Below are 14,866 nucleotides of genomic sequence, written 5' to 3' on the forward strand. Positions count from 1 at the left end.
CCCCGGCGCCCGACGAGTCCGGTACGGGGCGTCGGCCCGGCCTGCGCAAGACGCTCCCCCGCCCCCGTAAGCCCGAGGAGGCCGACGCACCCCAGCGGCCCGTCGCCTCGCCGCCGCATCTCGCGGGCGAGGACGAGCTGGGGCCGAGCGGCTCGGAGCCGGACTGGTGGCGGGTGGACACGACCCCGTTCGGACCGTCGGACAGCGTGCCCGGCTTCACGGGCGGGATCGAGATCCCGGAAATACTGAAGCCGCCCCCGAAGGAGGAGGAGCGGCTGAAGAAGGCTCCCGTCCCGGTGGAGGACGAGGAGGACGACGAGGCCGACGACATCGTCGAGGAGCCCGTCCGGCGCCGCCTCCCGCGGCTGCGGCGTGCGCCGGCCGAACGGTCGCTGAGCTTCAGCAATCCACTGCTCCTGATCGCCGCCATACTGCTCGTGGTGGGTGCGGTGATGGGCAGCATCATTCCGCTGGTGGCGGGATGGGGCATCGCATACGCCTCCCGCCGGCTCACCCCGAACGAGGCGAAGCTCGCGGTCCTTTGGGTGCCGGGGCTCGCCCTCGCGTCCGGAATGGTGTGGCTGTGGGGCCGCGTCGAGGGCCGCTGGGGCGAGCCGGTCGCGGACGAGGCGATGGGCCAGGCGGTCTCGGAGACGTGGCCGTGGGTGGTACGGGGCGCGGCGGTCGCCTCGGCCCTGTTCCTGGTGTGGCGGTCACAGCGGCGCGCCCGGGGAGAGTAGGGGCTCGGACGGGGGCCCGGCGGTGCGGATGTGACGCGCACCCCCACCGGCCGTCAGCCGCGCGACGTCTGGGCGGAAGCCCCACCGGCCCGCAGCCGCGCGACGTCTGAGCGGAACCCCCACCCACCCGCAGCCGCGCGACGTCTGGGCGGAACCCCCACCCACCCACAGCCGCGCGACGTCTGGGCGGAAGCCCCACCGGCCCGCAGCCGCGGAACCGGCGGAAGGGGACGGGGAGGGGTGCCAGTTACACGGGCGCCCCCGACGTCGGCGGCAACCCTTCGCGGGAACGGTGCCATTGCCCGTGTAACTGGTACCCCGGACCGGCACCGACCCACGACGACACCGCACGCGCGGGCGCCGACGCGGCGGGGTCCGGTTCGCTGTCCGGTGCGGGGCCGTTGCGCCTGCGGCGGGCTTTCTCCCCCACCCCGCCCCTTCCCGAAACCGGGGCTCCGCCCCGGACCCCGCATCCGAACTTCGTTCGGATCTGCTCAAACGCCGCAGGGGCTGGGTGTGCCGGAGCAGCTGGGGGTGCCGCAAAGGATGGGGGTACCGCAAAGGATGGCGGTGCCGCAAAGGCTGGGTGCGCCGGAGAGGCGGGACCATTCGCCGCCGGCGGCAAAGGGCGCCTCAGCGGGCCGCGGGTCCGAGTTGCTCAGGCAGAGCCGCCCCGTGCACCACGATCAGCCCCGACACCGCACGCGTCAGCGCCACGTACAGGCGGCGCAGGCCGGTGCGTTCGTCCGGTTCGCCGTCGACCACGGCCGACGGTTCGTCGAGGACCACGTAGTCGTACTCCAGACCCTTGGCCAGCGAGGCGGGGACCAGGGTCAGGCGGGTGTCCGGGGTGGTCTCCTCACCGGGGCCCAGGTAGCCGAGGCCCGCCTCCTCAAGTGCCGCCGCCAGGGCGGGAATCCGCGCATCCGCCGCGATCAGACCGGTCGAGCCCTCGTGCTCGAGGGACTCCACGCACGCGGCCACCACATCGGCTTCGGACGAGGACGCTTCACGGACGGGACGTACGGACAGGGAGCCGGGAGACTCACGTACCGACGAGACCTCCGCAAGACCGGGCGCGATCGACGGCAGCAGACGCGAGGCGTACGCGATCACCTCGCGCGGCACACGGAAGCCGGCCGTGAGCTCCTCGACCACAGCCTCCCGCTTGCCGAGGTGCATGAGCGCCTCGTCCCAACTCCGCGTCGCCCAGGGCGTCGTACCCTGCGCCAGGTCACCGAGCACGGTCGCCGAACCCGTGGTGCAGCGCCGGCCCACCGCCCTGTACTGCATGGGCGACAGGTCCTGCGCCTCGTCGAGGACGACATGGCCGAGCGAGTGCGTGCGCATGACCAGGTCCGCCGCCTCGTCGATCAACACCGCGTCCGCGGCCGACCACTTGGCGCTCTTCGCCGAGCGCGCGGGCTTCGCCCACAGAATCGCCTTCTGCTCCTCGTCGCCGAGCACACCCTCGGCGTGCGTGGCGAGGAAGTCCGCGTCGGAGAGCAGCCGGAGCACCAGCTTCGCGGGGTCGACGGGAGGCCAGATCTGCTTCACGGCGGCCTTCACGGCCGCATTGCGCGCGACCGCGTCCTGCACCCGGTCGTCCGGCGCCTCGCCGGCCTGCTCCATCCGTACGAGCACGGCGTGCGCGATCCGCTGCGGAAGCGCCTCGCGTGCGGCGCCGTAGCGGATGTCGCGGTCCAGCAACTCCTGGACGATCTCCTCGAGTTCGTACGCCGGGACGCGCCAGCGCCGCGAGCCGCGCACCACCATCAGCGCCTCGGTCGGCAGGGTGACATGCGAGCGGACCGCGCGGCGCAGCACCTCGGCCATCCGCGCGTCGCCCTTCACCAGAGCGGTTTCCGCGGCATCGGCGCCCCGCACCTCGACATGCGCGACCAGATCGTCCACGGTCGCCTGCTGCACCTCCAACTCGCCCAGTGCGGGCAGGACTTGCTCGATGTAGTGCAGGAAGGACTTGTTCGGCCCGATGACGAGGGTGCCGGTGCGGGCGAGCCGCTCGCGGTGCGCGTAGAGCAGATACGCGACACGGTGCAGACCGACGGCCGTCTTCCCGGTGCCCGGTCCTCCCTGGACGCAGACCGTCCCGCCGAGGCCGCTTCGTACGATCTCGTCCTGCTCGGGCTGGATCGTCGCCACGATGTCGCGCATCGGGCCGACGCGCGGACGCTCGATCTCCTGCTGCAGCAGTTTGCTCGTCCGCTCCGCCTCGGACGGATCGGAGAGGTGCTCGTCCTCGTACGCGGTGATCTCGCCGCCCGTGTAACCGAACCGGCGGCGCAGCGCGACATCCATCGGCTTCTGCTTGGAGGCCTGGTAGAAGGGCTGCGAGACGGGCGCGCGCCAGTCGATCACCATCGGGTCGCCGTCGGCGTCGTGCACATGCCGGCGCCCGATGTAGAACTGGTCGCCCCTCGCGCCTTCCGCCTCCTCCGCCCCCACGGTGTGCAGATAGGTGAGCCGGCCGAAGAACAGCGGGGTGTGCGCGAGATCCGCGAGCGCCTTGATGCGCTCGTCGATCTGGTGCTGGAGGACGGCCGCGTTGACCCAGTTCGCGGTGACATCGCGGATGTCCAGTCCCTCGGCGTCCTCGCGCATCGCGCGCAGGGCGGCGCGGGATGCGGTGAGATGGGCGCGTTCACGGGCCAAGGGATCGTCGTGCACGGGCACAGCAGGGCCTCCAACCAGGGCGTACGTCACAGGGCGGCCCCCCGGTTTCCGGCCGGGAGGCGGCACTCCGCTGGTGCTACGGAGGCGGGAAGCGGGACCCACGGTGGTGCGCTGGGCGGGGTCCTGGCAGACGGAGAAGCTTAGATCACGGGGCCGGGGCGGAGCCAACTCATTTTCTGGACCCCTCCACGCCGCCCATTCCCCGAGCCCCCGGCCCCCTCCACGCCGCCCATGCCCCGGCCCTCCGGGCCCCCGTCTCTACCCAAAGGCGGAGACCGTCCCCTATGGGGATGAGGGTCGGGTTCAGCCCCCAGGTCGATGTCCGATATAAGGGTCCTCGTCCATCCTTGAGTACATGAGCAGCGCAACCTTCCACCCAGCCCCCGTCCGCACCGGAACGCCGAGCGGAGCCACCGCGACCGGCGTCCGGCACACCCACCACCTCGGCAACGCCCTGCGGGCCGTCAAGGTCTTCACCCGCGCGGCGATAGACGTGGCGATCCTCGGCGAGTACGCGGAGGACACGGGCGTCGTCCGCCACCGCAGGTGACCGACCTGTACGCCGCCGTAGGCAATCCCTTCACACAGCAAGTAGTCACATCCGTACGGAGGGTGACTCTGCGCTAGGGTCACGCGCGTGATCCGCCGGACTGTGACCTTCCGCTCGCCGACCGTGACCAGCTCGGGCCTTCTGCTCTCGGTCTCCGTACTGGCGCTTGCCGCACTCTGCGTGGCCCGGCGCATCCCGATGGCCGACACGCTCGTGTACCGCGCCGAAGGCGCCGCCGTGATGCACGGCACCGATCTCTACGGCTTCACCGTCACCGAATGGGCCCTGCCCGCGACGTATCCGCCGTTCGCCGCGATCCTCTTCGTCCCGACGACCTGGCTGCCGCTGCCGGCCCTCAAGTTCGCCTTCGTGGCCGGCAACGCCCTGCTTCTGGCCCTGCTGATCCACCTCTCGGCGCGCTTCGCCCGGCTCCCCCTGACCCGCCCGCTCCTGTACGTGGCCGTGGCGGTGGGGCTCTGGCTCGAACCGGTCTTCCAGACCCTGCTGTTCGGCCAGATCAACCTGGCCCTGATCTGCCTGATCCTGTGGGATCTGAACCGCCCGGCGACCGCGCTCGGCAAGGGTTTCGCGCTCGGTGTCGCGGCCGGCGTGAAGATCACCCCGGCCGTCTTCATCGTCCATCTCCTGCTCACCCGCCAACTGCGCGCCGCCGGCACGGCCTTGGCGTCCTTCACGGGTACGGTGCTGCTCGGCGCGCTGGTCCTGCCCTCCGCGAGCATCGACTTCTGGACCCGCCGCCTCTTCGAGACCGACCGCGTCGGCAAGGCCTGGATCGTCGACAACCAGTCGCTCCAGGGCCTGATCGCCCGCGCACTCGGCGACCCCGCACCAGGGCTCCTGTGGCTGGTGCCCGCGGCGCTCACCGCGGGCTGCGGCCTGTGGCTTGCCACCCGGGTCCATCCCCGGAGTCCCGCCTGGGCCCTGCTGATCACCGCGTACACCGCACTGCTCGTCTCCCCCATCAGCTGGTCCCACCACTGGGTGTGGTGCGTCCCGCTGCTCGCGCTGCTGCTCGCCGAGGGGCGCCCGCGGATCGCCCTGGCCGTGGCCGCCGTCTTCACGGCCCGCAGCTTCTGGCTGCTGCCCCACCAGGGCGACCTCGACCTTCAACTCCCCTGGTGGCAGCAGCCGCCGGCCTCCCCGTACGCCCTGCTCGCCCTCTCACTGCTGACGTGGACGGCCCTGCGCCTGCGCCGCCCTGAGTACCCGTACTCACCGCTCATTGAGCAGCGCACCGGATCCCCGAAGGCCTCCGTCCCGCTTGGATAGAGCCATGACGAGCAACGGAGCGACCACGACGGCCGGCGAGGCCACCACGGGCGGCACGGCCACCGCGACCTCCTCCGCCAACCCCAAGTCCCTGCGGGTCATGGCGGGCATCGGCATTCCGTTGACCCTCCCCGTCTGGTTCGTATGCCTGATGCTCACCCTGGTCGACGCACACCAGGGCAAGGGCTCCGGCGGGCCACTGATCGACGCGGGGTTCGCGCTCCTGTGGCCCGCCGTGTTCATCGGCGCCTTCGCCCTGCTCCTGCCCAACCGGTCCGTACTGCCCAGGACCCGCGCTCTGTTCGTGATCGCGCAGTACGCCCTGCTGCTGCTCGCTCCGCTGCTGATCCTGCTCGACGGCGACGCGTAGCCCGCCCGATCCCCTCGGGCGCCGGAGGGGCTGAACGAGCCACCCAAGCACCACAGGACCCAAGCCCTGGACGCTGGGACATCTTTCCGAGCCTTGAGGATATTCAAGCGCTCGTTGGATCTTCCTAGAGTTACGGACATCGAAGGCGCACCGCACTCGCGGAGAACGCCGATCCGTAGCTGATTCAAGGGAGTTCCCCCATGCGCGCAGTCCTGCAGCAGTCCTTCGGCGGCCCCGAGGTCCTCCAGGTGACCGAGACGGACAAGCCGGCCCCGCTCGGCGGCGAGGTGCTCGTGCGGGTGCACGCCGCCGGGGTGAACCCGGTCGACGTGGCCGTCCGGGCCGGCGCCCTGCCCCTGCCCCTGCTCGGCGAGCCGCCGTTCGGCGTCGGCTGGGACATCTCGGGTGTGGTCGAGGAGGCGGGCCCCGGGGCCCGGTTCAAGCCGGGGGACGAGGTGTTCGGGATGCCGTTCTTCCCGCGGGCCGCCACCGCGTACGCCGAGTACGTCGCCATGCCGTCCCGCCAAGTCGCCCGCAAGCCCGCCGCCTTGACCCATATCGAGGCCGCCGCCGTCCCGCTGGCCGCCCTCACCGCCTGGCACGGTCTGGTCGACGCGGCCGCGCTCCGCGAGGGGCAGCGGGTCCTGATCCATCGCGCGGCGGGCGGTGTCGGTCACTTCGCGGTGCAGATCGCCAAGGCCCGCGGCGCCCATGTGACGGCCCTTGCCGGCGCCGCGAACCATGCCTTCGTACGGGAGTTGGGCGCCGACGAGGTCATCGACCACCGCACCACCGACTACACCGAGGCCGCGGGCGACCTCGACGTCGTCTTCGACTCCAGCTCCGAGGGCGTGAACGCCCTGAAGGTCCTCAGGCCCGGCGGCACCCTCGTCAGCATCATGGAGCACTGGAACAAGGACCTCGCCGCACGCGTCCAGGCCGCAGGGCGGCAGTTCGCCGGGGTCTCCGTCGAGCCCGACTACGCCTCGCTCGAAGCGATCGCCGCGCTGATCGACGAGGGGCGGATCCGCCCGCACGTCTCGCAGACGCTGCCGCTCGAGGAGGCCGCGAAGGCCCATGAGCTGGTCGGGTCGGGGCACACCCGCGGCAAGGTGGTCCTCGAGGTGGCCGCATAGGGTGCGAGGGAACCGGAAGGGACGGACACGTGGACATCCTCAGCGAGGCCCTGGCCTCCATGCGCACCGGCCAGCCGGTGTCCGTCCGCACCAGCGGCAGCGCCCCGTGGGCCATGAGCCTGCCGCCCGTCTCCGGCTCCGGTTTCCATGTGGTGCTCTCGGGGGCATGCTGGCTGACTCCCCTCCAGGGGTACGAGGGACAGCCCGTGCATCTGCGGGAAGGCGACGTGGTGTTCCTGCGGGACGGCTGCGGAGCCATCCTCGGCGATCACCCGGACACACCGCTCCAGGTGCCGCACGACGCGGAGTTCGCCCCGGGGGCGCCGCTCGGGACAGTGCGGGTCGGCGAGGAAGGGGGCGAGCGCGCGGATCTGCTCTGCGGCTACTACCACCTCGACCAGGCCCGCCCCCATCCGCTGGTGAGCCGGCTCCCGCGCATCGTCCACCTGCCGGCGTCCGGCGCCCACTGCCCCGAACTGACCGCCGCGATCGGCCTGTTGCGCTCCGAGCTGGACCGGCCGCGGATGGGGTCGGCCGGGATCGTACCGGCGCTGATCGACTCGCTGCTCCTGTACATCCTGCGCGCCTGGCACGAGCAGCAGCCCGTCCACAGCGCCCGGGGCTGGGCGGCCGCCCTCGCGGACCAGGCCGTGGCACCGGCGCTGACCGCGCTGCACGGCGATCCGGCCCGCTCGTGGACCGTGCAGGAGCTGGCCGCGCGGGCGGGCCTGTCCCGGGCGGCCTTCGCCAAACGCTTCACGGACCTTGTGGGCGAGCCGCCGATGGCGTATCTGACCCGCTGGCGGATGACCACGGCGGCCCGGCTCCTGCGGGAGTCCGAGGCGCCGCTCGCGGCAGTGGCGGCGCGCACCGGGTACGGCTCGGAGTACGCGTTCGCCAAGGCCTTCAAGCGCGAGTACGGAAAGGCGCCGGGCGGCTACCGGCGTGAACTGCGGGCGGCCGCCTGACAGTGCGGACTGCGGGGCGGCCGCCGGACAGCGAGAACTGCGGGCAGCCGCCTGGCAGTCGGACGTACTGGAGGGACTCAGGCGTCCTTCAGCAGATCGTCCGCGTCCACGATCCGGTACGCGTACCCCTGCTCGGCCAGGAACCGCTGGCGGTGGGCCGCGAAGTCCTGGTCGATGGTGTCGCGGGCGACGACCGAGTAGAAGTGCGCCTGGTGGCCGTCCGACTTGGGGCGAAGGACCCGGCCGAGCCGCTGGGCCTCCTCCTGGCGGGAGCCGAAGGTGCCGGACACCTGGATCGCGACGGTCGCCTCGGGCAGGTCGATCGAGAAGTTCGCGACCTTGGAGACGACCAGGACGCTGATCTCGCCCTCGCGGAAGGCGCCGAAGAGCTTCTCGCGCTGCGCGTTGGAGGTCTCGCCCTTGATGACGGGCGCGTCCAAGTGCTCGCCCAGCTCGTCGAGTTGGTCGATGTACTGGCCGATGACGAGGATCTGCTGACCCTCGAACTTCTTGACGATCGCCTCCGTCACCTTCCGCTTCGTGGCGGTGGTGGCGCAGAAGCGGTACTTCTCCTCCGTCTCGGCGGTCGCGTACGCGAGCCGCTCGGAGTCGGTGAGATTGACCCGTACCTCCACGCAGTCGGCGGGCGCGATGTAGCCCTGCGCCTCGATCTCCTTCCACGGGGCGTCGAAGCGCTTGGGCCCGATGAGGCTGAACACGTCGGACTCGCGGCCGTCCTCGCGTACGAGCGTGGCCGTGAGGCCGAGACGGCGGCGCGCCTGGAGGTCGGCGGTGAACTTGAAGACGGGCGCGGGCAGCAGGTGCACCTCGTCGTAGAGGATCAGGCCCCAGTCGCGGGAGTCGAAGAGCTCAAGGTGCGGGTAGATGCCCTTCCGCTTCGTCGTGAGCACCTGGTACGTGGCGATCGTGACGGGGCGGATCTCCTTCTTGGTCCCGCTGTACTCGCCGATCTCCTCCTCGGTCAGCGAGGTCCGCTTGATCAGCTCGGACTTCCACTGGCGGGCGGAGACGGTGTTCGTGACGAGGATCAGCGTGGTGGCCTTGGCCTGCGCCATCGCGCCCGCGCCGACCAGCGTCTTGCCCGCGCCGCAGGGAAGCACGACGACACCGCTGCCGCCGTGCCAGAAGTTCTCGACGGCCTGCTTCTGGTACGGGCGCAGGGCCCAGCCGCTCTCGTCGAGATCGATGGCGTGCGCCTCGCCGTCCACGTACCCGGCGAGGTCCTCGGCTGGCCAGCCCAGCTTGAGCAGCGTCTGCTTGATCTGGCCGCGCTCGGAGGGGTGCACGGCCACGGTGTCCGGGTCGATCCGGGCGCCGACGAGCGGGGCGATCCGCTTGGAGCGCAGGATCTCCTCGAGCACCGGCCGGTCGGTGGTCGTCAGGACCAGGCCGTGCGTGGGGTGCTTGGAGAGCGTGAGCCGGCCGTAGCGGTCCATGGTCTCGGCGATGTCGACGAGCAGGGCGTGCGGCACGGGGTAGCGGCTGTACTGCACGAGCGCGTCCACGACCTGCTCGGCGTCGTGCCCTGCGGCGCGCGCGTTCCACAGCCCGAGCGGCGTCACGCGGTACGTGTGGATGTGCTCGGGCGCCCGCTCGAGCTCGGCGAACGGAGCGATGACCCGACGGCAGGCGTCGGCCTGCTCGTGGTCGACCTCGAGGAGCAGCGTCTTGTCGCTCTGCACGATGAGCGGCCCTGAGTTCACGTAAGCGCCCTTTCCCTGAGGCCAAACGTCCAGTGTGCCGCATGGCCAGGGCATACGGGGGCGCCTCTCGACGCCCCCTGGTGCCTAGGCGTCGACCGCGGCCCGCCACTCGGCGACCGCGGCCGCCGAGACCGGCGCGTCCCACCCGCGCGGGCGGGAGGCAGACCCGATGTGGAACGCGTCGATGCCCGCCGCCTTCAGACGCGGCAGGTGGTGCAGCGCGAGCCCGCCGCCGACCAGGATCCGCGGCTCGTAGCCGGGCTCTCCCGAGCGCGAGGCCTCCGTCACCAGCGTCGTCAGACCGTCGTCGACCCCGGCCGCCGAGCCCGCCGTGAGGTAGGTGTCCAGGCCGGGCAGGTCCGCGAGCTGCTTGCGCAGGGCGTCACGGTCGGCCGCGCGGTCGATCGCCCGGTGGAAGGTCCACCGGGCCCCGTCCAGGGCGGCGACGAGCGCCTCGACCGCGGCCATGTCCGGCCCACCGGTCTCGTCCAGGAAGCCGAGCACGAACTCGGTGGCGCCCGCCTCGCGCAGCTCGGTCGCCGAGCGGACCAACGCGTCCACGTCACCGGCCGCGAAGCCGTCGCTCGCCCGCAGCATCACGCGCAGCGCGATGTCCACGGACGAGCGGATCTCCAGAAAGGTGGACACGCTCGGAGTGAGCCCGTCGGCCGCCATGTCGGTGACCATTTCGAGCCGGTCCGCGCCGCCTTCCTGTGCGGCGACCGCGTCCTCGGGCCCGAGGGCGATCACCTCAAGGACTGCACGGTTCGTCATGGGCCCACTCCTCACGGATCACCGTCGATCGCGACTTCACTGAGACTTCTCTGGTCTAGTCCAATCTCAGAGTACGCGGTGATCGGCGCGCTGGGGAGTCGATCAGTGCCCGTGCCCGTCACCTTCACCCTCGACGTGCGCCCCGCCCTGCCCGTCCGTGTACACCGTGAAGGCCGCCGTACGCACCTTGCCCTCGTGCTGGAAGTCGAGGAAGAGCCGGTAGGCGCCCTTGCCGGTGGTCTCCGCGGTGAAGGAGATGTCCGGTCCCGGCTTGCCCTTGTTCGGGTGGACGTGCAGGTACTCGAGGTCGTCGGCGCGCAGCGCGACCAGGTGGCCGTACGAGCCGAGGTAGGGCTGGAGGTTCTTCACCGGGCGGCCGCCCTTGCTCACACTGAGGACCAGGTCGCTCGCCTTGTTCGGCGTGAGCTTCCCGCTGAGCTCCACCTCGTAGCCGTCGACCTTCGCGACCGCGCTCGGCTTGGGCAGCTCCTTCGGCTTGTACGGTCCGGCCACCGCGACCTCGGCCGACTGCACACTCCCCTCGGCGGCACCCTTCGCCTTGAAGTCCGCGAAGATCCGGTAGCTGCCGGCCTCCGGCAGCTCCACGGGCGTGGACCAGGTACCGGTCGCGTCCCGTGTCGGGTGCAGATGGCGGTAGACCGTGAGGTCGCGCGAGGCGACGATCAGGTGCAGCTCCTTGCCGTGCTCGCGTACGTACGAGGTGAGCGGGCGCCCCTTCTCGTCCTCGACGGCGAACCGCAGCTCACCCCTCCGGTCGGCGGTGAGCCGCGGGGTCTCGAGGCCGATGCGGTACGAGGCTTCGGCGGCCGGAGCGTCCTTGTCACCGGCGTGCCCCCCGCTCTCCTCTCCGTGACCCGCACCCTCCTTCGCATGCGCCGACGCCCCGCTGTCCTTCTTGTCGATCACCGGGTCGATCCCGTTCCCCACCGCGTACGCGGTACCGAAGGTCGCGGCGAGCGCCGTGGCGAAGGCGGTGATCCGGAGTGCTGTGTTCATGGCGTGCTCCTTCTTGGGGCTTCTGGAGGCCAGGCCCGTCCGGGCTCGATGACTCCAATACATACCCCCCCTGGGTATAAAGTCAAGCGGGAGGAGAGCTTGCGTCGAATAGGGGTGGGGGGTATACCTGAGGGCGCAGGCCAAGATACCCCCCTGGGGTACTTGATGCGGATGCTTGACGACGAGGCGAGGAGATCGCAGCCATGACCACCGAAATCGATACCGGGACCGGGACGGACCTCCGCCCCGCACAGGTCGAGCTGGCCATCGGCGGAATGACCTGCGCCTCCTGCGCCGCGCGTATCGAGAAGAAGCTCAACCGCATGGACGGCGTCGAGGCCACGGTCAACTACGCGACCGAGAAGGCCAAGGTCAGCTTCCGCGAGGACGTGTCCGTCGAGGATCTGATCGCCACCGTCGAGGCCACCGGCTACACCGCCCAGGAGCCCGAGCCGCCGCGCGACACCCCGGCACAGGCGGCACCCGAGGCCGATGAGCTCCGGCCGCTGCGGCAGCGGCTCACGACCGCCGTGCTGCTCTCCGTACCGGTGATCGCGATGGCGATGATCCCGGCCCTGCAGTTCGAGTACTGGCAGTGGCTGTCCCTGACGCTCGCCGCCCCCGTGGTCACGTACGCCGCCTGGCCCTTCCACAAGGCGGCGTGGACCAACGCCCGGCATGGCGCGGCGACGATGGACACGCTGATCTCGGTCGGTACGTCGGCGGCGTTCGCGTGGTCGCTGTGGGCCCTGTTCTTCGGGACGGCCGGGGTACCGGGCATGACCCACCCCTTCGAGCTGACCATCGCGCGCAGCGACGGCGCGGGGAACATCTATCTGGAGGCGGCCGCTGGCGTCACCGCGTTCATCCTGGCCGGCCGCTACTTCGAGGCGCGTTCCAAGCGCAAGGCGGGCGCCGCCCTGAAGGCGCTGCTCGAGCTCGGGGCCAAGGACGTCACGGTGCTGCGGGACGGGGGCGAGGAAGTCCGGGTCCCCATCGCGGAGTTGAAGACCGGGGACCGCTTCCTGGTGCGGCCCGGCGAGAAGATCGCCACGGACGGCACCGTGGTCGAGGGCTCGTCCGCCGTGGACGCGTCCATGCTGACCGGCGAGTCGGTGCCGGTGGAGGTGGGCGTCGGTGACGCCGTGACCGGCGCGACCCTCAACGCTGGCGGCCGCCTTGTCGTCGAGGCCACCCGGGTCGGCTCGGACACCCAACTCGCCCGGATGGCACGCCTGGTGGAGGACGCACAGAACGGCAAGGCCGCGGCGCAGCGCCTGGCCGACCGTATCTCCGCGGTGTTCGTGCCGGTCGTGATCGGTCTCGCGCTCGCGACCCTGGCCTTCTGGCTGGGCAACGGTGCCGGCTGGTCCGCCGCCTTCACCGCCGCGGTAGCGGTCCTGATCATCGCCTGCCCGTGCGCCCTGGGGCTCGCGACGCCGACCGCGCTGATGGTCGGTACGGGTCGCGGCGCCCAGCTCGGCATCCTCATCAAGGGCCCCGAGGTCCTGGAGTCCACCCGTCGCGTGGACACGATCGTCCTGGACAAGACGGGGACGGTGACGACAGGCCGTATGACGCTGCTCGCCACGCACACCGCAGAAGGTGTCCCGGAGGCCGAACTGCTGCGACTGGCGGGCGCGTTGGAGAACGCGTCCGAGCACCCCATCGCGCAGGCCGTCGCGGCGGGAGCCGCCAAGGACACCGGCCCGCTTCCCGTACCGGAGGACTTCGCGAACGTGCCCGGGCTCGGCGTGCAGGGCATCGTCGAGGGTCACGCGGTCCTGGTCGGCCGCACCCAGCTGCTCGCCGAATGGGAGATCCACCTGCCGGTGGAGCTCGAGCGGGCCCTCGCGGCCGCCGAGGCCGCGGGCCGTACGGCGATCGCGGTGGCCTGGGACGGCGAGGCGCGCGGTGTCCTGGAGGTCGCGGACGCGGTCAAGGACACCAGCGCGGAGGCGATCCGGCGGCTGCGGGGCCTGGGTCTGACGCCGGTCCTGCTGACCGGGGACAACAAGGCGGTCGCGGCCGCCGTCGCCGCCGAGGTGGGGATCGCGCCCGAGGACGTGATCGCCGAGGTCCTGCCGCAGGACAAGGTGGACGTGGTCAAGAAGCTGCAGGCCGAGGGCCGTTCGGTCGCGATGGTCGGCGACGGCGTCAACGACGCGGCCGCGCTCGCCCAGGCCGACCTCGGCCTCGCGATGGGCACGGGCACGGACGCGGCCATCGAGGCCGGCGACCTCACGCTCGTACGGGGCGACCTGCGCGCGGCGGCGGACGCCATCCGTCTGGCGCGCCGCACGCTCGGCACGATCCGTACGAACCTGTTCTGGGCCTTCGCCTACAACGTGGGCGCGCTGCCGCTGGCGGCCGCGGGCCTGCTCAACCCGATGATCGCGGGAGCGGCGATGGCGTTCTCGTCGGTGTTCGTGGTGGGGAACTCGCTGCGGCTTCGGGGGTTCAAAGCCGCTTGATTTCCAGGACGGTCACTGATGTCCTCGGACTCCTCCCGGTATACCCGGGGGGAGTTCGAGGACCACGGGGTTTCAGGGGCGGGGAGAAATGAGCACCACGGACATCACACTCGCCCTCTACCAGGAGCTCAGAGCCCGGGGCGTCACCAACCTCGACGAGGTCGGCAAGGACCTCGGCCTGACCTCCGCCGAGCGGTCCGAACACCGGGCGGAACTCCTCGAGTTGGGCCTGATCGTCCCCACGGGTGAACGGCACGACAACCGGCTCGCCCTGCTGAGCGGCCGGACCTCCGAAGCCACGTCGGACAACATCGCGGTGGTGGAACCCGAGACGGCCCTGCTGCGGCTGCTCCGGCACGAACAGGAACGGCTCAGGGCACAGCTCACCCAGGCCAACCGCACCCACGACGTCCTCGCCTCCCTGGCGGACCGGTTCCTGCGCTCGGGCGCCGGCGCCTCGGACCCCGAGATCTCCTTCCGGATCATCACCGACTACCGCCACATCCAGCAGGTGCTCGAGGACATGTCGGACACCCTCCAGCACACCATGGCCACGATGTCCCCGGGAACGCTCGCCTCCCGGGAGATCCCCGCACGCCCCCTCGCCCGCGACATCAGCCAGATCGCCAAGGGCGTCCGGGTGCGCACCCTGTACAGCCGGCGGGCCGCCTCCATCCCGGGGGTCGCCGAATACCTGCGGCGCAAGACCGAGGCGGGCGTCGAGGTGCGCCTGGCCGCGAGCGCGCCGATGAATCTGGTGATCGCCGACGAGCAGATCGCCCTCGTCCCCCTCGACCCCGCCGATGTCGAGGCGGGTGCGGTCCAGATCAGCGGCGGCGGTCTCGTACGGGGCTATCTGGCGTTCTACGAGCACATCTGGGAGACGGCGGCCCCGTACCCCGGGCAGCAGGGGACCGGCTCCGGGGAGCAGGCACTCACCGAACAGCAGGCGGCCGTCCTGCGGCTGCTCGCCGAAGGGCTGAAGGACGAGCGGATCGCCCGCGACCTCGGGGTCTCGCTGCGTACGGTCAGCCGGATCATCGCGGAACTCCTTCAGGAGCTGGGCGCGGCCAGCCGGTTCGAGGCGGGGGTGCGGGCCTCGCGGCTGGGCTGGCTCAGCGACTGACAG

General features: G+C 71.4%; 12 protein-coding genes. 8 read left to right on the top strand and 4 right to left on the bottom strand.

The genetic code is table 11. From position 1 onward, the window contains the following. A partial coding sequence (locus ABT367_RS25935) for a hypothetical protein (RefSeq protein WP_352255502.1) occupies window positions 1-740 on the top strand: 740 nt, incomplete at its 5' end. 633 nt (window positions 741-1,373) lie between these two features. Here the strand turns inward: ABT367_RS25935 and ABT367_RS25940 are convergent. After that, window positions 1,374-3,452 (bottom strand): HelD family protein, encoded by a 2,079-nt coding sequence (locus ABT367_RS25940; RefSeq protein ID WP_434975539.1) that lies wholly within the window; start codon window positions 3,450-3,452, stop codon window positions 1,374-1,376. Window positions 3,453-3,789: 337 nt separating this feature from the next. On the opposite strand from ABT367_RS25940, the gene ABT367_RS25945 reads away from it, so the two are divergent. From ABT367_RS25945 to ABT367_RS25965, 5 genes are all read left to right on the top strand, one after another. Then, window positions 3,790-3,984: a hypothetical protein gene (locus ABT367_RS25945; RefSeq protein WP_352255504.1), complete on the top strand. Its 195-nt coding sequence runs from the start codon at window positions 3,790-3,792 to the stop codon at window positions 3,982-3,984. Window positions 3,985-4,125: 141 nt separating this feature from the next. Further along, on the top strand, window positions 4,126-5,274 hold the full coding sequence (locus ABT367_RS25950) for a glycosyltransferase 87 family protein (protein ID WP_352255529.1): 1,149 nt from the start codon (window positions 4,126-4,128) through the stop codon (window positions 5,272-5,274). A 4-nt stretch (window positions 5,275-5,278) separates the two neighbouring features. Then, complete coding sequence (locus ABT367_RS25955) at window positions 5,279-5,644, top strand: hypothetical protein (RefSeq protein ID WP_352255505.1); 366 nt, start codon at window positions 5,279-5,281, stop codon at window positions 5,642-5,644. A gap of 200 nt (window positions 5,645-5,844) precedes the next feature. Beyond that, on the top strand, window positions 5,845-6,780 hold the full coding sequence (locus tag ABT367_RS25960; protein WP_352255506.1) for an NADP-dependent oxidoreductase: 936 nt from the start codon (window positions 5,845-5,847) through the stop codon (window positions 6,778-6,780). Between the two features lie 29 nt (window positions 6,781-6,809). Next, window positions 6,810-7,748 (top strand): AraC family transcriptional regulator, encoded by a 939-nt coding sequence (locus ABT367_RS25965; RefSeq protein ID WP_352255507.1) that lies wholly within the window; start codon window positions 6,810-6,812, stop codon window positions 7,746-7,748. A gap of 77 nt (window positions 7,749-7,825) precedes the next feature. Here ABT367_RS25965 and ABT367_RS25970 read toward each other — a convergent pair whose 3' ends face one another. The 3 genes from ABT367_RS25970 to ABT367_RS25980 form a co-directional block, all read right to left on the bottom strand. Further along, window positions 7,826-9,472: a DNA repair helicase XPB gene (locus tag ABT367_RS25970; protein WP_352255508.1), complete on the bottom strand. Its 1,647-nt coding sequence runs from the start codon at window positions 9,470-9,472 to the stop codon at window positions 7,826-7,828. Between the two features lie 84 nt (window positions 9,473-9,556). Further along, window positions 9,557-10,246, bottom strand: coding sequence for a copper homeostasis protein CutC (locus tag ABT367_RS25975; protein ID WP_352255509.1), 690 nt, complete (start codon window positions 10,244-10,246; stop codon window positions 9,557-9,559). Between the two features lie 102 nt (window positions 10,247-10,348). After that, window positions 10,349-11,263, bottom strand: coding sequence for a hypothetical protein (locus tag ABT367_RS25980; protein WP_352255510.1), 915 nt, complete (start codon window positions 11,261-11,263; stop codon window positions 10,349-10,351). A gap of 203 nt (window positions 11,264-11,466) precedes the next feature. Between ABT367_RS25980 and ABT367_RS25985 the strand changes: the two genes are divergently transcribed. Beyond that, window positions 11,467-13,737, top strand: a complete 2,271-nt coding sequence (locus ABT367_RS25985; protein ID WP_352255511.1) for a heavy metal translocating P-type ATPase — start codon at window positions 11,467-11,469, stop codon at window positions 13,735-13,737. Between the two features lie 88 nt (window positions 13,738-13,825). Continuing rightward, entirely contained in the window at window positions 13,826-14,863 is a 1,038-nt protein-coding gene (locus tag ABT367_RS25990; RefSeq protein ID WP_352255512.1) for a helix-turn-helix transcriptional regulator, read from the top strand. Window positions 14,864-14,866 lie beyond the last annotated feature (3 nt).

This window comes from Streptomyces mesophilus (assembly GCF_040300965.1).
Classification (GTDB): domain Bacteria; phylum Actinomycetota; class Actinomycetes; order Streptomycetales; family Streptomycetaceae; genus Streptomyces; species Streptomyces mesophilus_A.